Raw genomic sequence first — 20,716 nt, forward strand, 5'->3', positions numbered from 1 at the left:
CGTTTTAACTCAACGTGCTCTTGAAAAGCGCGTATCAGACGCCAAAATCTTGTACGCAGCAAAGATTGCCTGCGCCCTGACTGCTACAAAAAAAGCATTTTGGGATTGCCAGCCGCCACGAAGTTGAGGGCAATGACTTTAACGCTGGCGGCATCGAGGGGCTCATCGAAAGCCTCGCTGGCAGCGGCGGGGAGAGCTGGGCTGCCGGTGGGCGCGATGGAATTAGTCTGCACGTTGAGCTTGACCTGCACCAGGTTGTCCTCGGCGGGGCTATTGACGGTGGTGCCGGCGGCGTAGATGGCGGTGGTGAGCGCCGGGAGCGGGCCGTTGCTTTCGCGCAGCGACACCCAGCTTTTGGGCAGGCTGTCGTTGGGGCCGCCGCCGTCGGCCCCGGCCACGCCTACCCCCCCCCGACGTAGCGTGCGCACGTGCGAGGCGTGCCGCGCCTCCACCGAGTGAATATTAAGCGCCATTTTTAGCACGTCCTTGCTGGGTAGCAGCGTGGCCAGACTGTCTTTGTAAGCGCGCACTCCCAGGTCTTCGAAGGCTTGTGCTATCGCCAGAAAGCTAGCCAAGCTGGCCGTGGGCGCTGGGCTGACCACGCCGCCCGCCGTGAAGTCGAAGGCAGCCAGCGTAGGGTCGGCAATGGCGGCGCTGCCCAGCGTGGCCCTGAGGGCAGCGATGTGGCCCTGCTCATCCTGGAGGATGGTTGTAAAAGCGGGCTTGTCAGCCGTGCTTAAAATGTTGGCGCTCAGGGAGGTCTGGTAGTAGTAATACTCCAGGTATTCCAGGCTCAGCGCCAGGTTCAGGGCGGCAATGATGTCGCCCGATAAGCCCGTCTGGCCGTAGGCTTTTTGGAAAAGGCCGCTGAGCAGGCCCGGCAACAGGGCGCTCGTAACTGCCTTGCCAGCGGTGCCGAAGTGGCGAAAAACCCGCCGCCGCGAGTCGAACCGCCCATACACCTCCGAGTCCACCCGTTCCAGGTCCGCGAATAAGTTGAAGAGATTCATAAAGCAGTGATAAGCAGCCGGATAGAGCTAAATTAGCTTGGTGGCGGTGAGCTGGGAGTCGGCGGCTAGATAGGTGTTTAGCTCAACGAGCGCGGCGGTGGGCGTAAGGCTGATTTCCTGGTGCGAGGTGGCATCAACCACATCAGGACCTGCAAAGTCGTTGGCCAGCAGCAGGTCGCGGATGAGAGCCGCGTGCCGGGCCTCCACCGACACTATTTTGCCGACTATGGTGAGGTAGTCGGCCGAGAGCAGGAAGGGGGCCGCGCCGTTGTAGAGATGCACGCCCAGGTCTTCGAGCTGGCGGGCGGCGTTTAGCACGCCCAGCTTGCCGGAGCCAGTGGTTGTGGTGCGGTCGTCGAAGCTGATTTTGTCGCTCAGCGTCAGGTTCAGCTGCTTAATAGCGTTGGTGGAAAGGATGGTGCGGAAGAAATTGACGTGTATCTGCTCGTGCCGGGCCAGGTCGCTCAGCATCTGATATTCGGCAGAGGTAGGGACCAGGTCAGTATAGTACTTACCAGTCAGCACGTTGGCATAAAAAGCAGCCTCGACTTGCTCCAGGGCGTAGGCCAGATTCAGCACCCCAATGTTGCCGCTGCCAACGTCGGTTGGGCCGGGGGTAGCGTTATTTTTGTGGCAGCCCGCCAGCACCAGGGTAGTAGCTCCGACATAAGCCAGAAAGGAGCGCCGCCTGATGGGGGCCAGCAACGGTGACCCGCCAGGGCCTGCCGTGAGCGGACGAGAAAAAAGCATACTAATTAAATCAAACAATTAGCCAGAATTAAGTAGCAAGTAGCAAGGCCGTAGTAGCTTGATAATCAAGCAAATAATCTCAATCTTACTACTTATTACTTTTGTCTTACTACTTAAAACTACCAACGCCTACGGTCCTATTTCCGGCATGCGCTGGCTACAAAGTTGGCACTGAAACCACCTGTGGGCATTTGGCCAGCTCATCTTTGCCAAAGAAAATGGGCGATGTGCTCCCTACCCCCACCTTACAGACCAACCTGCCCGGAACAAAAAAAGGGCAGCCCGGTGAGGCTGCCCTTTCAGAATTCTTATTCGCAACAACTAGCCGAAATAGTTACCGGCAACCGAGAACATGTTCGCAATCTTGGCTACCGAAGTCACGTCCAAGCCTTCATCAAAGGCTTCGCTGAACGCACTGGTGGGGAAGCCGGTGAAGTTAGGGCTGGTCGAAACCGACAGCGCAACGCCACCCTGCATGGTGTTATCTTCAGCCGGGAAAGTTACGCCAGCAGCCATGCCGAGGGCTGCGCTGGCACCGTAGGTAGCCGTGCCGCTATCATTGCCTTTGGCGTAGATAGCATCGGTTTTGCCGGGAGCGGCACCGCCGCCATCAACACCCGAAATCCAGCTCTTGGGAGCCATGCTGTAGGGAGCAACCGGAATGCCCTGCGAAGGAGCGGGCGTGCCGGTGGTGGCCAGCGCACGGCGCATAGCCCGTAGCTGCGACGCATGGCGGGCTTCTACCGAGTGAATGTTCAGGGCCGCGGTCAGCACCGTTTTGTTGGCCATAACGGCCGTCAGCGGGGCGGCACCTTTGTAGGCCCGCACGCCGGTGTCTTCAAATGACTGGGCGAGCGCGAGGTACACGTTCTGGTCGGTGAGCCAGGTAGGGAAGGCACCCTTGGCCGTGTAGTCGAAAGCCGCGGGGGTAGGGTCGGGAATTGGGGTGGCACCCAGCGCCGCAATAGTCGTGCGCAGGAACTTGACGTGGTTCGACTCGTCGGTCGTAATCAGCGCCAGCGCGTTGGCGTTGTTCGTGTTGAATATGGCAGTGGGGCGCTGGTTATAAAAATACGACTCCAGGTATTCCAGCTTCAAAGCGAAGTTGAGCACATCCGTTGCGGCCATGACAGCAGTGGCATTGGTTTGGGCATATGCCTTGTTGAAGATGGCACCAACGGCGAGCGGCAGCGCAGCAGCGCTTAACTTCTGGCCCATGCCAGCCATATTTTTGAAGATGGCACGGCGTGAGTCAAGACGGCCATATACCTCTGGGTCAACTTTCTCTATCTCGGAAAGGATTTCGAAGAAATTCATAATAATTGCGAAAAAAAAATGGAGTAAAAGCCGAGATAGGCTTGTCTATTTGATACCGGAAACGTCCAGCTTCGAACCAACGGCCAGGAAATTATTGGCCATCGCCACTACTTCCGACGGTGACATCGCGCGCTCCAGGCTGGCACCGGCCGGTGAGTTGTTGGTGGCCACGGCGCTCATGCCGGCGGTCGTCAGCGTCACCACATCGTTGCCCACGAAAGTGCCTTCCGATACGAGGTCACGCAGGATGGCGGCGTGCCGGGCTTCTACTGACACAATTTTGCCGGCGATGTAGAGGTAGCCGGGCGAGGTAATGTACTGGCCCGCACCGTTATAAGCGGATACGCCGAGGTCTTCAAATGCCTTGGCAGTCCCCAGAACCGAGGTGCGGTCGTTGAAGTTAACGGCCGTAAAATCGGGCGTCAGCGCCATAATGGGGGTAGCACCAGCGGCCGTAATGGCAGCCTTCAAAAAATCGCGGTGAATAACCTCGTGGTAGTAGAGGTCGTCCAGGATGAGGCGCTCAGCGCTGGTGGCGCTCAGAGTGGTGTAGTAGGTGCCGGTGCGCAGGGCCGTGTAGAAACCGGCTTCGAGCTGCTCCAAGGCATAGGCGTAATTAAGTACGCCCGCATCACCGCTACCCACGCTTACCATGCCGGGGGTTGAATCACTCTTGCTGCAGCCAGCCAGCACGAGGGCCGTGACGCCAGCCGTGGCACCAGCATACATGAAAAACGAGCGCCGCTTGATGGGCGTGTACAGCGGCTTGTCTATATCAGACAATTGTGACTGCGAACTAGAGATGGTTTTAGTTGACATAAGTGAGTGAAAAAAGGAAAATTGAACTGTTAGCAGAGCTACCGGGCATCTTACGGCTATCAGCACCGTTCAGGTTACTTTGTAATTGAAGTTTTACCGATTTTTTCAATGGCAAATATTTTGCCACTTCTATTTCTGGAGGGGATAGGAGCCGGATTCCCGGTACGCAAAAGCGCCACTCCCCTATACGGAAAGTGGCGCTTGCCTGGATTTTGAGCTTGCTAAAATTAACTGAACAAACCCTTTGATACGCCCAGTGCCGTAATAAAATTACGGGCGATGGCCTTCACCGCGGCCGCGTCGAGCGGCTCGTCAAATGCTTCAGTGGCCGCAGCCATCGTGACTGTCGTGGCAGCCAGGCCCGTGGGGGGAGTAGTGTTGGTTAGCACGTTCACGGTGGCCTGCATCACGTTGTCGTCGGCGGGATATTTGGTAGCATCGGTGCCCGCCGCATATACGGCCGCCGTGAGGGGGCCACCCGCCGGCCCGCCGTTGTTGGCCACGGTCTTAGTCGGCTTTGGGCCGCCGCTTTCCTGCAGCGACAGCCAGCTTTTGGGCAGCGCGTCGCCGGCCCCACCGCCGACCAGGCCAGCAATAGTAGTGCCGTTGGTGTTAGCTACGCCAGTGCTGTAGCCCCGGCGCATGGTGCGCACGTGCGACGAGTGCCGCGCCTCTACCGAGTGGATGTTGAGCGCCGCCGTCAGTATGTCCTTGTTGCTGATGAGGTTGGCCGCACCTCCCTTATAAGCCCGCACGCCCGTATCGACAAACCCCTGCGAGGTGGCCAGGAACATGGCCGGGCTGGAAAAAGGGGCCAGGTTGCCGCCGGCGGTGTAGTCGTAAGAAGCAGCGGTGGGGTCGGCAATAGCTGCCGAGCCCAATACCATCCGCAGGGCGTTAATGTGGCCCTGCTCGTCGTCGCGGATAATAGTAATGGCATTCAGGTCATTACCTGAAAACAAGCCGCTGCTTATTCCCTGCTGGTAGTAGTAAAGCTCCAGATATTCGAGGCTCAGCGCCAGGTTCAGCGTATCGATGATAATCTGGGGCAGGGTAGTAGTAGTCTGCCCGTATGCCTTCGTGAACATAGTGCTGAGCATAGCGGGTAGGGTAGCGGCCGTAATCTTTTTGCCTAGGCCACCCATGTGCTTAAACACCCGGCGACGCGTGTCGAACCGGGCATACACGTCGGCATCTACTTTCTCAATGTCGGATAAAATCTGAAAGAAGTCCATGTTAAAATCTAAAGCGTTGAGTTATAAAAAGAAACAGTGGACTTACATGAAGCTGTTGGCCGAAATTTTCGAGCCAGGAGCCAGAAAATTATTGGCCGTCATGAGCACTACCGACGGGGCCTTGGACTGCTCCTGGCGCGCCGTGGCGGAGGTCAGGCTGGGGTCGATGACGGCATTGCTGGTCACGGACGTGCCGCTTACGGGGCCCACGAAAGAGTTGTAGGAAATCAGGTCGCGGATGAGCGCCGCGTGGCGGGCTTCTACCGATACTATTTTGCCGGCCAGCGTGAGATAATCGACGCTGGTGATATAGCGCCCCGCGCCGTTATAAGCCTGCACCCCCAAATCTTCGAACGCCTGCGCGGCATTCAGCACGCTGGTGCGGTCGCTGAAAGTGATGGAGGAAAAGTCTGGAGTCAGCGCCTTGATGGCGTTGGTGCCCAGCGCCGTTTTCAGGAAATCGGCGTGAATTTTCTCGTGCAGCGCCAAATCCGTGAAGATTTGATTTTCGGCGCTACCGGCGGGCAAAGCGGTGAAATAGGAGCCGGCCAGCACCTGCGCGTAGAAAGCCGCCTCCAGCTGCTCTAGGGCATAAGCATAATTGAGAACGCCAAAATCACCCGAACCCACGTCAATGGTGCCTGGTGAGGAGTCGCTTTTGCTGCACCCGGCCAGCACCAGGGCCGTAGCCCCGGCCGTGGCTCCGGCATACATGAAAAACGAGCGTCGCTTGATGGGTGTCAGCAGCGGCTGGTCTGGAGCAGCTGGCCGCGACGAAGCATCCGAAGAGAAAGTGGTAGGCATAAAAAAAGAAAAAGTGGAAAAGGGAGGGAAAACAAAGGCGAAAACCAGTAAACAAGTCATCAACTATAGCCTGCTTCTGGTGCGGCCGGCGGCTGCACCCACGCTCTACGCAACTAAACCGTGCGGGGTATAGCCCAAAAAAAGCTTCCAAGATGCCGAGGGACAAGGCTTTAGTGAATAAGGTGCTGAATAGTAATAACCGCTTGTAGCAAAAAGCTGAGCTAATAATTCTCAAAAAATTATTAGTAAGCACGACTGTATTTGTTAGCGTTGAGCTTAGATAAAGCGTCATCTGAGTGCGTCAAACCATGTCCTGAACGCTGGCGCGGCCGGACTCCAGGCCTGAGCCAACGAACTGGCTTTTTAGAAAAAGCCTCGCGAGCCTGCCCCAGCGCAGCTGGCCGCTTGCCGCGGCCGGCAACCGCCTCGCAGGGGGTAGGGACCGGCCTGACTACGCGGCCTTGGCAGTATCTTACCAGCGCGCCCGACCACCCGCCAGCGCAAACAGAAAACAGCGCTACGCGATAGAGGCAGATGTCAAACCCAGTAAAAAAGTGATAGTGGGACGCTTTCTGAAGCTAGTAGGCGGGGTGGGCTGGTTGCTGGTGGGCGGGCTGCTGAGCCTGCCGCTGGGGGGGCGCGGCCAGCCCGGCAGCCCGCCCGTTTCGGCCCCAGCCCCGGCGGGGGGGGTAGCCACGCTGGTGGTGCCACCGGCCACCGTGGCGCTGGCCGAGCCCTTCACGCTGGCCTTCCGGCTGCAGGGCGCGCCGCTGGCCAGCCACTCGGCGTTTCCGGAAATCGAGGGCTTTCGCAAGGGTAAGCTCCTCATCACTAAAACGACCCGCCTGCTGCCCGGCGGCATCCGCCGCACCGAGCTGACGGTGACGCAGCAATACCTGCCCTACACCGAGGGCGACTACCTGGTGCCGGCCTTCAGCCTGACCGTGAACGGGCAGGCGCTGCACAGCCCCGGCGGCCGGGTGCGGGTGGGGGCGGGGCCGCTCGACCTCACGGGCACGCCGCCCGGCGCGTCCGTGGGCTCGCTCGACCAACTGCTGGGCAAGCCCAAGCCCAAGTATTTCTACGAGCCGCCCGACGCGGCTTTTCTGGCGCTGGAAGCCGACCACCAGCAAGTGTACGTGGGCCAGGGCGTGCGCGTGAGCCTGTATTTTTACCTGAAGCCGGCCGACCAGGCAGTGCTCAATTTTTATGATTTCAACAACCAGCTGACCGAGCTGCTGCGCCAGCTGCGCCAGCCCACTACCTGGGAGGTGCATGCTCCCGACACCTCGGTCCTGCCCGATACCGTGCGCCAGGCGGGCGGGCAGGTGCTGCTGCGCTTCCGGTTGGCGGCCGGCACCTACTACCCCCTCACGCCGCAGGCCTTGCAGTTTCCGGCCCTGCGCCTGACCCTAATCAAGTTTAAGCTGCTCAAAAAGCCGGAGCCCGGCGATACTGAGCGCCTGGCCATGTACAAAACCTACGCGGCGGCTCCGTTGCGGGTGGCCGTGCGCCCGCTGCCCGCGCCGGGCGGCGGGCCGGTGGGCGACTACGTACTGCGCGAGGGCGTGAGTGGCACGCGCTTTCACACGGGCGAGGCGTTCACCTACACGTTTGGGGTGGAGGGCGCCGGCAACCCGGCCACGCTGGCCCCGCCGCCCGCCCGGCCCCACGCCGGGCTGGAACTATTTGGCCCCGACATTCGCGACGAAACCTTGCCCGACGGGCGCTTCCGCAAGAGCTTTCGCTACCGGCTGGTGGCCCGCCGGCCCGGCCCGCTGGCGCTCGATAGCATCTGGCAGCTGCCGTTTTTCAACCCCCAAACGGCCCGCTACGACACCCTGCGCCCCCAGCTGCGGCTGGTGGTGAGCGGTGCCGACCGTCCTACCCCCCTCGCCAGCGCCAACGATGACCCGTTCTACGGCCCGGCGCTGGCCCGCGCCGATGCCCGCCTCCAACCGCTGGATGTGTATGCGCAGGTGGGCCGCTACGCCGCCGTGCTGCTGGCTGCTTTGTTGGTGGTGGCCCTGGTGGGCTGGTGGCGGGCGGGGTAACTTTGTTTTTTGGTGCTTGGGTGTTGGTGCTTGGGTCGGTCAATTAGAACTTTCTAAGCACCAACACCCAAGCACCAACACCCAACACCCAAGCACCAACACCCAACACCCAAGCACCAACCCGCCTTGTCTAATTCTTTCGGAACACTTTTTCGCATCACCACCTTCGGCGAGTCGCATGGGGTAGGGATTGGGGTAATCATTGACGGCTGCCCGGCGGGGCTGGCCCTCGACCCGGCGGCCATTCAGGCGGCGCTGGACCGGCGGCGGCCGGGGCAGTCGGCGCTCACTACCCCCCGCCAGGAGGCTGACCGCGTGCAGGTGCAGTCAGGCACGTTTGAGGGCCTGACCACGGGCACGCCCATCAGCCTGTTTATCCCCAACGCCGACCAGCGTTCCGGCGACTATTCGCACATTGCCAGCGCCTACCGCCCCAGCCACGCCGACTACACCTACGACGCCAAGTATGGCCGCCGCGACCACCGCGGCGGCGGCCGCAGCTCGGCCCGCGAAACGGCCGCCCGCGTGGCCGCCGGGGCCGTGGCCGCCGCGCTGCTGGCGCATTTTGGCATCGAGGTGAAGGCCTACGTCTCGGCCGTGGGCGAAGTGGAAGTGGGCAAAACCTACGAAGCGCTCGACCTGAGTCTCATCGACAGCAACCCCGTGCGCTGCCCCGACCCCGAAGCCGCCGCCCGCATGGAAGCCCGCATCCGCGCGGCCCAGGCCGCCCGCGACACGGTGGGGGGGGTAGTGACGGGCGTGGCCACCGGCCTGCCGCCCGGCCTCGGCGAGCCCGTGTTCGATAAATTGCCCGCCGTGCTGGGCCACGCGCTGCTGAGCATCAATGCCGTGAAGGGCTTTGAGTTTGGCTCGGGTTTCGAGGGCACCAAGCTGCCCGGCTCGGCGCACAATGACCAGTTTTACACCGATGAGGCGGGCCGCGTGCGCACCCGCACCAACCACAGCGGCGGCAGCCAGGGCGGCATCAGCAACAGCCAGGACGTGTACTTCCGGGTAGCCTTCAAGCCGGTGGCCACCATCCTGCAACCCCAGCAAACTATCAACCAGGCCGGCGAAGCGGTGGAGCTGGCCGGCGTGGGCCGCCACGATGCCTGCGTGCTGCCCCGCGCCGTGCCCATCGTGGAGGCTATGACCCAGCTCGTGCTGGCCGATTTGCTGCTGCGGGCGCGCGCCAACCAGCTTTAGAACCTTGTTCGTAATTTCTTGTTGTAGTTTCTAGTTTAGAATGAATCCAGAATGCAAAACTAGATTAGCTTCTAACTACTTGCTGCGAAACACTTAAAAATCAACGATATGTCAACCATCTCCATCTACGCCGAGGCGTCGCCCAATCCTGAGAGCATGAAATTCGTGCTCAATTCCACGCTGCTGCCCGATGGCGTGAGCGTGGACTACCCTACCCTGGAGGCGGCGGCCAACTCGCCCATTGCCCAGGAGCTGTTCAACTTCGACTACGTGGGCCGGGTCTTCATCGCCCAAAACTTCATCACCGTTTCCAAAACGCAGCCCGAGCTGGGCTGGACCAGCATCATCCCCGAGCTGCGCCAGTTCATCAAGAGCTACGTAGAGGCTGGTGGTGAGCTGTTTATCGTGGACCCCGCCGCTGAGCAGAAGGCCGCCCAGGCCGCCAGCGCCGGCGACCCCACCCAGCAGGACGGCTTCACGAGCCAAAAAATCATCGACCTGCTCGACAACTACGTGCGCCCCGCCGTGGAGCAAGACGGCGGCAACATCACCTTCAAAAGCTACCGCGACGGCATCGTGACCGTGAACCTGCAAGGCTCATGCTCGGGCTGCCCCTCGGCCACGGTCACGCTCAAGTCGGGCATCGAAAACCTGCTCAAGCGCATGGTGCCCGAGGTGAAGGAAGTAGTTGCCGAAGGCATCACGGTGTGATTTCAAAATAATAGCTGTTAGCGTTCTCGCAAAAACCTGTATTCTGAGTTTTAGCTACTATATTCCAGCTATTAACTAGCTACGCAAAGAGGCGGCCCGCTACCGAAGTAGCGGGCCGCCTCTTTGTTTCGTTAAAATGAAAGCTATCAGCTAAGGACCAAAGCCTAATACCCCGGATTTTGCGTCAGGCCCCAGGTTTGGGCATCATTAAGCTCAATGGGCAGCAGCGGGAAGGGGTTCACGCTGGCTTCGGTGGTAACGTGGGTGAGGCAGCGTGCCCGCACGTTGTTGGCCGCGGTAGTAGGTAGCACGCCCAGGTAGCGGCCAGTGCGCACCAGGTCCCAGTAGCGCAGGGCTTCCTCCGCCAGCTCCACACGGCGCTCGTGCCAGATGGCGGTGAGCAGCGCCTGGCCCGTGAGGCCGGCGTTGAGGGGGGGTAGGGTGCCGGCTGGCGCGTTAGTCGAGTCGTAGCTCATGGCGCCCAAAACGGTGCCCGGCGGCTTGGTAGAGGCGCGGGCGCGGTCGCGCACCTGATTCACGAGGCCGATGGCTTCGCTGCTTTTGCCAAGCTGGGCGGCGGCCTCCGCCCTCATCAACAGCACGTCGGCGTAGCGCATCTTGCGGATATTCTGGCCGCTGGCCTTGTTCTGGGGCGGGGCAATGATGGCCACTTTGCGGCTCAGGTAGCCCGTGTCGTTCTCAGAAAGGTCAACTTTGTTCAGAATGCCCAGCACGACGTCCTGGTCCTTAATAAAAGTCACGAGCCGGCGCGGGTCGTTGGGCTCAAACTCGTTGTAGAGGTCCTGGGTCGGGTTGTTGAAGCCGTAGCCGAAAGTCTTGCGGTCGTTCTGGAACACGTTGTTGGTCGTGCCCGTCTTGATGGGGCCATAGTCCTGGGGCGACTCGACAAACTGAATCTCAAAAAGCGACTCACTGCTGTTTTCGGCCACTAGCTGATGAATAGCCGCGTAGTTGGGATAGAGGCTGTATTGCGTGGAGCTAATGATGGTGCCAGTCAGGTCATACACATCCTGCCAGGTGTGGTTGGCGGCGTTCACGGTGCCCAGCTCGTACATAATAACGCGGGCCAGGTAGGCATTGGCCGCGCCTTTGGTCACGCGGCCCAGGTCGGCGGCGGCGTAGGCGCTTTTTTCGGGCAGCAGGGCGGCGGCGGCCTTCAGGTCTTTTTCGATGAAAGCGTAGGTGTCGGCAATGCTGGAGCGCTTGACGTTGGCGGCATCGGTGGGCAGCACGGCCTGCTCAAACAGCGGCACGCCCCCGAACAGCCGCACCAGGTAGAAGTAGTTATAAGCCCGGAAAAACAGGGCCTCGCCCTTGAGCCGGCTCTTGAGAGCGGCATCAATGGTGCCGCCGTCCACGTTGTTAATTACCGAATTAGCCCGGCCAATACCCGTGAAGCTATGCGACCAGAGCGTGGCGATGATGCCGTTGGAGGGGGTAGCGTTCCATTGTTTCAGGTCCAGAATGGGCGTAAAGTCGCTGGGCGTGCTGCCCTTCTCGGCGTCGTCGCTCATCACGTCGCCAAACATCCACTCGTACATGTGCCCGAGGTAGTTTCCGTAGCCCCACTGCGGGCCTTCGTCCCAGGAGGCGGCATCGTAGATGGCGTTCACGGCCTGCACCGCGTTCACCGGGTCCGTGAAGAGGCTGGCTTGGGTCGTAACGCCCAAGGGTTCTTTATCCAGATAATTTTTGCAGCCTTGCGAGAGCCCGACCAGAACGGTCAGCGCCAGCAGGCGGGCGGGGTGGGTAAGTTTCATGGGTATAAGAAGTTGCTGGTTGCTGGTTGCTGGTTCTTGGTTCTTGGTTGCTCATTTAAGAAGACAGCCAGGAATTAGCAACCAGAAACCAGCAACTTGATTGAATTAAAAATTTACATTCACACCCAGACGGTAAGTGCGCGGCTGGGGGTAATTGCCGTAATCCACCCCGTAGGCCAGCGGATTGTTGTAGTAGCCGGAAGCCGAGATTTCCGGGTCGAGGCCCGTGTACTTGGTAACGGTGAACAAGTTATCCACCGATACATACACCCGCAGGCCGCTAACCTGGTACTTGGAGAGGAAGCTGGTGGGCAGGGTGTAGCCCAGCTGCACGTTGCGGGCGCGCAGGTAGCTGTCGTTCTCCACGTAGCGGCTGCTGAACAAATAGTTGCCATTCAGGTCGTTCGAGGTCATGCGGGGCTGGTTCGAGCCGGGGTTGCTGGGAGTCCAGCGGTCGAGGCGCGAGGCATAAAAGTTGGACCAGGTGCCGGAAAAGTTGCTGGATTTGGAGAGGTTGAAGGCCGCGCCATTCACGGCCTTCGCGCCCTGCACGCCGTAGAATAGAATCTGGAAGTCGAAGTTGCTGTACGTCAGGTTCAGGGACGCGCCGTACGTGAAGCTTGGCGTGGCGCTGCCCAGGTAGGTGCGGTCGGTGGGGTCAATCTTGCCGTCGCCGTTAACATCCTGGTACTTCACGTCGCCGGGCTTGGCATTGGGCTGAATGAGCGTGCCGGCGGCATTCTTATAGGAATCAACCTCGGCTTGGCTATGAAACACGCCCTCGGCCTGCAAGCCGTAGAAATAGGCCACTTCGTGGCCCGCGTCAGTGAGGGTGGTGTTGCCAATCTGCGAGAGCACGTTGCCGCTGGCAATGGGGCTGGCCCCGCCCAGGCTGGTAACGCGGTTGTTGATGGAGGTGAAATTGATGTTGGCCGTGTAACCGAGTTTGCCAATCGCGTCGCGATAGGTCAGGGCCAGCTCCAGGCCGCGGTTGCGCAGCGAGGCCACGTTGGCCGGGGCCGGCCCCTGGCCCACATAATCGGGCACCGGCAGCAGGGCAATCATGTTCTTGGTGCGCCGCTCAAAATAGTCGGCCGTAAACGAGAGCTTGCTGTTGAGCAGGTCCAGGTCCACGCCCACGTCGCTGGTGACGGCCGTTTCCCACTTCAGGTTGGGATTGTTGAGCTGCGCCACGGCAATGCCGGGGGCCAGCGTGTTGTTAAACACGTAGTTCTGCTGGTTTATCGCCACCGACGCGAAGCCGTAGCTGGGGGCGGCATTCTGGTTGCCCACCCCCCCATAACTGGCCCGAAGCTTGAGCAGCGAGATGGCACTCACGTTCTTCAAAAACTCCTCGTTCGAGATGCGCCACGCGGCCCCGACCGACGGGAATACGCCCCGGCGCACGGCCGGCAGAAACTTGGAGGTTTCGTCCAGGCGCACGGTGCCGGTCAGCAGGTAGCGGTCCTTATAGGTATAGTTGGCCCTGGCAAAGTACGACATCAGCGAGTAGTCGTTGGGTAGCAACTGCCCAATCGTAGTCGAGGCGCTGCGGGCCGCCGTAATGTATTGTAGGTTGGGGTCAGCCGGCACGTCGTAGGCCGTAATCTGCGTGCCGTTGAAGGTGGTCTGCTGCACTTCCTGGCCCAGCGTGGCCGAGAACGAGCTGTTGTCGCCCAAGTCCAGGTTGTAGTTGAGGAAGTTCGACCACACGTAACCTACCGTCTCGGTGCGGGTGTCCTGGAGCGAGCTGAGGGAGCGCTGGTCATTGGCACCCAGGTAGTACTGGGGCAGGTAAATCCGCGGGTTGTTATTAGTGTAGCGAATACCGAAATTAGAGCGAAACGACAGCCCCTTGAGGAGTTTTGCGTCAATATATGCATTGGCAAACAAGTCGTTGGTGTTCGTCTTGTTGTACTGCTGCTCCTGGATAACGCGCGCCAGGTTGGGCGTGAAGCTCGTAATCTGGTCGTAGGCAAAGCTCCCGTCGGCATTGTAAGGGCTGGAAAGGGGGCTGGCCGTGATGGAGGAGTTGAAGAGCTGGTTGCCGCCCTGGCTGTTGGCCAGCAGCTGCGAGTGGGTGAAAGTGGCCGAAATGCCCGCCTTTACGCGTTCGGTCAGCACCAGGTCATCGTTGAGGCGCACGATATACTTCTTGAGGCCCGAGTTCTTCACGATGCCGTCCTGCTGGAAGTAGGCCCCGCTTATCAGGTAGCGATTCTGGTCGGTGCCGCCCGCTACCGACAGGTCGTAGCTCTCAATCAGGCCGCGCTGGCTCACCAGGTCCTGCCAGTTGGTGCCCTGCGCGTTGGTGGCGATGGCATTGGGCAGCTGGGCGGCCAGGTCAGCGGGCAGCGGCTTGCCCTCGTTGGTGTAGGCTTCGGTTACCAGCGTCGAATACTGCGCAGCGTTGGTCAGGTCCAGCTTTTTGCGAATTTGCTGAAAGCCTACGTAGCTGCTCAGGTTAAACTGCGGCTTACCCGCCTTGCCGTGCTTGGTAGTAATTACGACTACCCCGTTGGCCCCGCGCGAGCCGTAGATGGCCGTGGCCGAGGCATCTTTCAGAATCTCAGTAGATTCGATGTTCTCCGGCAGCAGAAAGCTGATGTCGGAGGTCAGGAAGCCGTCCACCACATACAGCGGGTCGCTGTTGTTGATGGTGCCTACCCCCCGCACCCGAATAACGGTGCCCGAGCCCGGCTGCCCGCTGTTGGAAGTCACCGTTACGCCGGCCACCCGCCCTTGCAGGGCCTGCACCGGGTCGGAGGTAGCCACCTGCGTCAACTGCTTGCCCGTCACGGAGGCTACCGAGCCCGTGAGGTCGCTCTTGCGGACCGTGCCGTAGCCAATTACCACTACGTCGTTGAGGCTCTGGGCGTTGGCGCTCAGCACTACGTTCAGAGTTGACTTGCCCTGGAGTGGTATCTCCTGGGTCGTCATGCCCGTAAAGCTGACGATAAGCGTCGCGTTCGGGTTCGGTACGCTCAGCTGAAAATCGCCCTTGGCATCTACGGCCGTGCCAGCTGTGCCGCTCTTCACGCGGACGGTAGCTCCAATCATGGGCTCGCCCTTGCTATCTTTTACTGTGCCTTGAATAAGTTGTTCTTGTGCTGCCGCGCCAAGGGGCCTGGCGAGCAGAGCGAACAACATGAGCACCGCGAGTAAAACGGATTTCATAGTGCGTGTATGTGAAGTGGATGGGGAAAAAGGATGTCAGTAAAGGTACTTTTCTACTCAATCCTTCATTAATACTATTCCCGCGTTTGCTATGCTCCATTTCTCCAAATAGGCACTATTATTTAAAGAAAAGGTAATAAAGTATCAATGAGCCGAAACGGGTGGTTAAAATCCGCCCATCCCAAAGCCATTTATGCATTGATGCTGGAGCGTTGGCAGCTCCGCTTGCCACCCACCCACTAGGCCATGTTAGCGCAAAGCCCCGCCGCCTGGTCGGCTACCCCGTCGGCCTGAGCAAACGGGGTAGCCGACCAGGCGGCGGGGCAATAACGAGCGGTTTTACTTAACGGAGCCGCCGCTGCTTCACGGTGAAATTGCGGCTGATGTTGAAGCCGAAAAAGATGTTGCCCTTGAAAAAATTGCCCGAGGTTTCGGTCACGAACTGCTTCTCAATCATGCCCGGCGAGTTGGTGACGTGCATCTGGAAGATGTGGCCGCCCGTTTCAATATCCACGCCCAGCGCCAGCGAGTTGCGGAAGTGGTCGGCCGTGTAAGAGGGCATTAGGTAATAGTATTCGGCGTTGAGCGAGAAGCGTTTGGTGAGCTTGTAGCGCCCGCCGCCGCCCAGGGCGTACACGTCGTTTTTCTCATCCTCATTCAGCACCAGGTTGCGGTGAATGAGGGTGGGCATGAGCTGCAGCGACAAATCGGAGCTGAACTTGCGGGCAATCAGAGCCTGGTAGGTGTAGGCCGTGCGCCGGCCCAGGGTGTGGTCGATGGCATCGTTGTAGTTAATGGTGCTAACGGCCGCCGACGTAAACAGCGTAACCGTTACCGGCACGGCGTGCGCGCCAATGGTCTGCTGAATGGCCTTGTATTTCAAAAAGCCATCGAAAGTCTTGTCGATGGAGGAGCGGCCAACGCCCACTTCAAAGCGGTCCGTAACGGCATATTCGAAGCCCAGGCGCAGGGTAGCGGCATCGAGCCCGAAGAAATTATACGCGCCGCTGTTCAGCGCTCCGAAGCGGTGCGAAATTAGAAACACCATCGTGCCTTCGCCGGGCGTTTGCACGGTGTGGCCATTGATGAGGCGCGTGGCCTTGAACGTGGCATCGACCACCTGGGTAGGCGCGTCCTTCTTGTCGCTCTGTTCCAGCTGGCCCAGCAGGTCGGTTTGGGCGTGGGCCGCCGGGGCCGCGCACGCGGCCAGCACGAGTCCAACTAGCGCCGTGCGCGCGAAAAGGGTAAGCAACTGTTTCATAAAACTATAGAGGGGGTAGGGATAAAAAAATCAAGGCTGGGAAACCAGCGCCGGGCTAACCGCGTCGCAGGTAAGGTTGACGCGCACGCTGACCGATTTGGCAATGTGCTCGCGGACCAGCAGCGGAATATCAATGGAGTAGTCGGCCGGCGCGATGTTGAAGTAGGCAAACACCACCAGCTGGCCATCGCGCAGCTGCAGGGTGCCCGTCACGACAACCTTGTGCGTGACGCCGTGCAGGGTCAGGTTGCCCTCGGCCTCCACGTTCTGGCCGGCACCGGGCAACTGCTTAAGCACTTGCGCCGCGTTCAGAAGCTGGCCCGTGAAGGTGGCCCTGGGGTACTTGTCCGATTCCATGTAGTTCTCGTTGAAGTGCTCCTGCATCAGGGTGCGCTTGAACTGAAACTCGTGCACCGGCACCGAAAAGGCAATCTGGCCGGTAAGCGCGTCAAAAACCGCGGCCACCTTATCGTTGCGGGCCTCAATATCTTCCATGATGGAAGCCGAAAAAAACGAAATGTGGCCGCCCCTGGTCATAAACTTGCTCTGGGCCTGGGCCTGGCCGGAGCTGCCCAGGCCCAGCAGCAAACACACCAGCACCATTCCCAGGTGCCTTCGCCCTGGTAGTAGTTTATTCATCGCCAAGCAAGCAGGGGGAGTAAGAAAAACAGAACGGGCCGCGTGGCCCTGCGCACCCGGCAGCACTAATTGTTGGGTGCCCCCGCATCGACCCAGGCTTTAATAAGAGCGATTTCGCAGGCGTCGGGTCCGCCTACCCCGTCGTAGGGCATGGGCTTGAAGCCGGGGTCGTGGCGCATGTTGCCGATGAGCCAGCTCTGGCCATTTATGCCGTTGGCGGGGGTAGCCCAGTAGCTCAGGTCGTTGAAATTCTCCATGTTGAGCGCGCCGATTGCCAGCGTTTTGTACGATTGCGCATTATGGCAGCGGTAGCAGTCATCTTTCAGGATGGGCAGCACGTTGTTTTGGTATGAAACCGCGGTCGGCAGCGGCGCGCAGTTCACTACGGGCTCAGCCAGCTGAGTATAGGAGCAGGCTGAAAATAGCATTGTGCCGGCTAGCATCAATCCCAATAAGAGGCGCGGCCTGAGTGGTAAAGAAGTAGATAATTTCACAGAAGCGAAGATTGGTAATGAAATGAATTTTAGTAGTTTACTCCGTCGGTAATCGCAAAATTCAGGCCGGTTAGCTACTTGATTATAAAAGTGTTACAGGAGGTTATTAAGCGTGAAAGGTACTCTTCTGCTATTTAGTTGAACTTTGCCCTAAAGCGTTCTGGTAAATATGACTATCGAGGGGATGGTTCTAGGAAATCTCAAGGCGAAAGCAACCTACGCCAAAGCTCAAAAATAGGATTGAACTACCATGCTACTTCGAAATTTTGGCCCAGCAGTCACTTTCCCTCTTCGAATGACCGGCTGGTACTAGTGGCGGGCTGCCGCGTAGCTGGCCCAGGCAGCTCGCACGGCTTGCCGGGCCGCGTGGGCTACCACAGGCGAGGGGGTAGGGAAAGCCTGGCCTTGGTGGTAAGCGGCAAAAAAAAATCCCGGCCGCCAAGGCCGGGATTTTTTTTAAAAGAGGGGGGTAGGGCGAAGCGCTAAACTGCTGTGGTGCTCAGCTTGGGCGCGTTGCCGGGCAGGCTCGATACGTCTTCGCCAGCGGCTTTGCGCTCGCGCTCTTCCTTCTTGCCATAGGTGTCGAGGATAATGGGCGTGGCGATGAACAGCGACGAGTACGTGCCGAAAACGATGCCAATCATCATGGCAAACGAGAACGAGCGCAGCGTTTCGCCGCCGAAGATGTAGAGCACCAGCACCACCAGAAACACCGTGGTGAACGTAATCATGGTGCGCGAGAAGGTCGAGTTCAGGGCCGGGTTCACGACCTGGGCGAAGGTCATGCCGGGGTTGTTGCGCAGGTATTCCCGAATCCGGTCGTAGATAACCACCGTGTCGTTCATCGAGAAGCCGATGATGCTGAGCACGGCCGCCACGAAAATCTGGTCCATCTCATAGTTGGCCCCAAAGGCGCGGGCGATGGGGTAGGAGGCAATCACCAGCAGCGCATCGTGGAAGAGCGAGATAACGGCGGCCATCGAATACTGCCACTTATCGAAGCGGAAGAGCACGTAGATGAAGATGCCGGCCAGCGTGAGCGCCAGGCTCAGAAACGACGTGCGCTTGATGTCGTCGGCGATGGTCGCGCCCACTTTGGAGGTCGATTTGATGGTCGGCGCGTCGGCGGCGTACTTGCGCAGGCCTTGGTTGAGGGCGGCGGCCACGGTCTGGTCGGCGGTCTGGCTCTCATCCTCGGCCAGGTAGCCGGTGGTGATGCGCAGGCGGTCGGGGTTGCCGTACTGCTTCACTTCGAGGCCGGTGTTTTTGAAGTCGGGCTCCAGGGCGAGGCGCACATCGGAGGCCACCATCGGCTTGTTGAAATCCACCACGTAGGCGCGGCCGCCGCGGAAGTCCACGCCCAGGTTGGGGCCACCCTGCAGATACATCAGCACGAAGCCCGTCACGATGATAGTGGTCGAAAAAGCGTAGGCATATTTGCGCTTGCCCACGATGTCGAAATTCAGGTTCTGAAACAGGTTGCGCGAGAGGAACGTGGAGAACGTGATGGCGCTCGTCGTCTTGCCCTTAATCAGGAACTCGATGATGAGACGCGACACGTACACCGCCGACAGGAACGACGTCAACACGCCAATGCCCAGCGTAATGGCGAAGCTCTGCACCGGGCCCGTGCCAAAAAAGCCCAGGATGATGGCGATGAGCATGGTCGTCACGTTCGAGTCGAAGATGGCCGAGAAAGCCCGCGTGTAGCCCGCGTTCACGGCGTCGTGCAGCGAAAGGCCGTGGTCCAGCTCTTCCCGTATCCGCTCAAAAATCAACACGTTGGCATCTACCGACGAAGCAATTACCAGAATCAGGCCCGCGATGCCGGGTAGGGTGAGCGCGGTGCTGAACTGCGCCAGCACGCCCAGAATCAGGAACATGTTGAAGAGCAGCGCGGCATCGGCGACGAGGCCGGCGCGGCCGTAGTACATCGTCATAAAGACCATGATAATCAGCAGGCCGGCCAGCGACGAGTACAGGCCCTGGTTGATGGCTTCCTTGCCGAGCGAGGGGCCGACCACGGCTTCTTCCACGATGCGCGTGGGGGCGGGCAGCTTGCCGGCTTTCAGCACCTGCGCCAGGTCCTGGGCTTCGTCGATGGTGAAGTTGCCCGAAATGCTGGTGTTGCCACCCGTGATTTCGCTCTGCACCACGGGGTCCGAATACACCACGTCGTCGAGCACCACGGCTACTTGCTTGCCAATGTTGGCACCGGTCATTTTGCCCCACTTGCGGGCGCCGGTCGGGTTCATGCTCATGCTCACCTCGGGGCGGCCGGTCTGGTCGTAGTCCTGGCGGGCGTCGCTCACCACCTCACCGCTGATGGGCGCGGCGATGGTGCCGGTGCGGTCCTTCTTCACGGCCACGAGGCGCAGAAACTGCTGGCCGTTGGCATCAATTGGCTTGTTGAGGTAGAGCAGCGCCATGTTGGGGGGTAGGATGGCGCGGGCCTCCTCCGTGTGCATCACGCGGTCGAACTGCGCCGTGTCGCGCAGGTTCACGCCCAGCGCACCGGGCATGGTGAGCAAGCGCGCCAACACGCCACCTCTCTGGGTAGCCGTCGAGTCGGTTTTGGCCTTGGCGGCCGGCGTTTTCTTGGCGAGCTGGGCGGCCAGCGAAGTCGTGTCGCCCTTGGTGCCGGCGGTGGCGGCGGCGGTCGAGTCGGCCTTGCTGACGGCGGCCGTCGGGCCAGTAGTCTTAGCTTTCTCCTTGGCCGTCAGCACCTGGTCAATCTGGCCCAGGTAGGGCGCTACTTCGTTCTGGGGCCACACCTCGTAAAATTCCAGCTTGGCCTGGCCTTGCAGCAGCTTGCGCACGCGCTCGGGGTTGTCCACGCCCGGCAATTCTACCTGAATGCGGCCGGTGCCCTTCACCCGCTGAATGCTGGGCTGGTTCACGCCAAACTTATCCACGCGCTTGCGCAGGATATCAAACGAGCGGTCAATAGCGTCTTCCTCTTCCTTATTAATAGCCGACAGCACCTTGCTGTCTGAGGTGTTGAGGTCAATCTTGCGGTCCTTATTCACCGAATTGGTGAAGATGCGGTTCAGCGGCACGCCGGGCGCTGTTTCCTGGTAGGCCTGGTAGAAGAGGGTGGTAAAGGCCGTGCCCGAGTTGGTTTTCTGGCGCTCCTGAGCCAGCGCCAAGGCTTTGTTGAAGGCGGGGTCTTTGGAGTTGCCAGCCATCGCCCGCACAATTTCCACCGGCGAAACTTCCAGCGTTACGTGCATGCCGCCTTTCAGGTCGAGGCCCAGGCCCAGCTCGCTCTGCTTCACATCGCGGTAAGTGTAGGAGCCAAATACGGGCGCGCGCCACACCGAATCGAGGTAGTGCTGGCGCTGGGTTTCGTTCAGCTGGCCGTTGTGCGTGGCGTAGGCCACGGCCTTGTCCTGCACCTGCCGGGAAATGTAGGTGAAGAACAAGAAGTACGCGCACAGCACCGAAACGATGAGCGT

At 59.9% G+C, this 20,716-nt stretch carries 14 protein-coding genes and 1 pseudogene; 3 read left to right on the top strand and 12 right to left on the bottom strand.

Features of this window, described 5'->3' with window-relative positions; all coding sequences use genetic code 11:
* Window positions 1–83 precede the first annotated feature (83 nt).
* The 6 genes from A0257_16695 to A0257_16720 all read right to left on the bottom strand — a co-directional run bounded on the left by A0257_16695 (window position 84) and on the right by A0257_16720 (window position 5,935).
* A complete protein-coding gene (locus A0257_16695) occupies window positions 84–1,010 on the bottom strand; it encodes a hypothetical protein (GenBank protein AMR28571.1) in 927 nt (308 codons plus the stop codon).
* 27 nt (window positions 1,011–1,037) lie between these two features.
* On the bottom strand, window positions 1,038–1,658 hold the full coding sequence (locus tag A0257_16700; GenBank protein AMR28572.1) for a hypothetical protein: 621 nt from the start codon (window positions 1,656–1,658) through the stop codon (window positions 1,038–1,040).
* Window positions 1,659–2,081: 423 nt separating this feature from the next.
* Window positions 2,082–2,987, bottom strand: a complete 906-nt coding sequence (locus A0257_16705) for a hypothetical protein (GenBank protein AMR28573.1) — start codon at window positions 2,985–2,987, stop codon at window positions 2,082–2,084.
* A 135-nt stretch (window positions 2,988–3,122) separates the two neighbouring features.
* Window positions 3,123–3,896 carry a hypothetical protein gene (locus tag A0257_16710; protein ID AMR28574.1) on the bottom strand — a complete coding sequence of 258 codons (774 nt, stop codon included), beginning with the start codon at window positions 3,894–3,896 and terminating at the stop codon, window positions 3,123–3,125.
* Between the two features lie 227 nt (window positions 3,897–4,123).
* Complete coding sequence (locus A0257_16715; GenBank protein AMR28575.1) at window positions 4,124–5,131, bottom strand: hypothetical protein; 1,008 nt, start codon at window positions 5,129–5,131, stop codon at window positions 4,124–4,126.
* 42 nt (window positions 5,132–5,173) lie between these two features.
* A complete protein-coding gene (locus tag A0257_16720; protein ID AMR28576.1) occupies window positions 5,174–5,935 on the bottom strand; it encodes a Tat (twin-arginine translocation) pathway signal sequence containing protein in 762 nt (253 codons plus the stop codon).
* A 590-nt stretch (window positions 5,936–6,525) separates the two neighbouring features.
* Here A0257_16720 and A0257_16725 point away from each other — a divergent pair.
* The 3 genes from A0257_16725 to A0257_16735 all read left to right on the top strand — a co-directional run bounded on the left by A0257_16725 (window position 6,526) and on the right by A0257_16735 (window position 9,906).
* On the top strand, window positions 6,526–7,989 hold the full coding sequence (locus A0257_16725; protein AMR28577.1) for a hypothetical protein: 1,464 nt from the start codon (window positions 6,526–6,528) through the stop codon (window positions 7,987–7,989).
* Between the two features lie 126 nt (window positions 7,990–8,115).
* The gene (locus A0257_16730) at window positions 8,116–9,195 is read left to right on the top strand and encodes a chorismate synthase (protein ID AMR28578.1); all 1,080 of its coding nucleotides are present in this window, start codon (window positions 8,116–8,118) and stop codon (window positions 9,193–9,195) included.
* Window positions 9,196–9,303: 108 nt separating this feature from the next.
* Window positions 9,304–9,906 (top strand): thioredoxin, encoded by a 603-nt coding sequence (locus tag A0257_16735; GenBank protein AMR28579.1) that lies wholly within the window; start codon window positions 9,304–9,306, stop codon window positions 9,904–9,906.
* Between the two features lie 164 nt (window positions 9,907–10,070).
* On the opposite strand, the gene A0257_16740 is transcribed toward A0257_16735, so the two are convergent.
* The 6 genes and pseudogenes from A0257_16740 to A0257_16765 form a co-directional block, all read right to left on the bottom strand.
* Window positions 10,071–11,687: a hypothetical protein gene (locus tag A0257_16740; GenBank protein ID AMR28580.1), complete on the bottom strand. Its 1,617-nt coding sequence runs from the start codon at window positions 11,685–11,687 to the stop codon at window positions 10,071–10,073.
* 105 nt (window positions 11,688–11,792) lie between these two features.
* Window positions 11,793–14,747, bottom strand: coding sequence for a hypothetical protein (locus tag A0257_16745; protein ID AMR28581.1), 2,955 nt, complete (start codon window positions 14,745–14,747; stop codon window positions 11,793–11,795).
* Between the two features lie 460 nt (window positions 14,748–15,207).
* The gene (locus A0257_16750; protein ID AMR28582.1) at window positions 15,208–16,125 is read right to left on the bottom strand and encodes a hypothetical protein; all 918 of its coding nucleotides are present in this window, start codon (window positions 16,123–16,125) and stop codon (window positions 15,208–15,210) included.
* Between the two features lie 30 nt (window positions 16,126–16,155).
* Window positions 16,156–16,728: a hypothetical protein gene (locus tag A0257_16755; GenBank protein AMR28583.1), complete on the bottom strand. Its 573-nt coding sequence runs from the start codon at window positions 16,726–16,728 to the stop codon at window positions 16,156–16,158.
* A 101-nt stretch (window positions 16,729–16,829) separates the two neighbouring features.
* On the bottom strand, window positions 16,830–17,207 hold the full coding sequence (locus tag A0257_16760) for a hypothetical protein (GenBank protein AMR28584.1): 378 nt from the start codon (window positions 17,205–17,207) through the stop codon (window positions 16,830–16,832).
* Window positions 17,208–17,818: 611 nt separating this feature from the next.
* A pseudogene (locus tag A0257_16765) lies at window positions 17,819–20,698 on the bottom strand (protein translocase subunit SecDF).
* Window positions 20,699–20,716: the final 18 nt, after the last annotated feature.

The organism is Hymenobacter psoromatis, from assembly GCA_001596155.1.
Classification (GTDB): domain Bacteria; phylum Bacteroidota; class Bacteroidia; order Cytophagales; family Hymenobacteraceae; genus Hymenobacter.

Bases quoted from the DNA above. Each gene is read 5' to 3' on its own strand.
- A0257_16745 (AMR28581.1), bottom strand. From the start codon at position 14,747: ATGATTGGAGCTACCGTCCGCGTGAAGAGCGGCACAGCTGGCACGGCC.
- A0257_16720 (AMR28576.1), bottom strand. From the start codon at position 5,935: ATGCCTACCACTTTCTCTTCGGATGCTTCGTCGCGGCCAGCTGCTCCA.
- A0257_16750 (AMR28582.1), bottom strand. From the start codon at position 16,125: ATGAAACAGTTGCTTACCCTTTTCGCGCGCACGGCGCTAGTTGGACTC.
- A0257_16705 (AMR28573.1), bottom strand. From the start codon at position 2,987: ATGGCTGGCATGGGCCAGAAGTTAAGCGCTGCTGCGCTGCCGCTCGCC.
- A0257_16760 (AMR28584.1), bottom strand. From the start codon at position 17,207: ATGCTAGCCGGCACAATGCTATTTTCAGCCTGCTCCTATACTCAGCTG.
- A0257_16735 (AMR28579.1), top strand. From the start codon at position 9,304: ATGTCAACCATCTCCATCTACGCCGAGGCGTCGCCCAATCCTGAGAGC.
- A0257_16755 (AMR28583.1), bottom strand. From the start codon at position 16,728: ATGGTGCTGGTGTGTTTGCTGCTGGGCCTGGGCAGCTCCGGCCAGGCC.
- A0257_16740 (AMR28580.1), bottom strand. From the start codon at position 11,687: ATGAAACTTACCCACCCCGCCCGCCTGCTGGCGCTGACCGTTCTGGTC.
- A0257_16710 (AMR28574.1), bottom strand. From the start codon at position 3,896: ATGTCAACTAAAACCATCTCTAGTTCGCAGTCACAATTGTCTGATATA.
- A0257_16715 (AMR28575.1), bottom strand. From the start codon at position 5,131: ATGGACTTCTTTCAGATTTTATCCGACATTGAGAAAGTAGATGCCGAC.
- A0257_16695 (AMR28571.1), bottom strand. From the start codon at position 1,010: ATGAATCTCTTCAACTTATTCGCGGACCTGGAACGGGTGGACTCGGAG.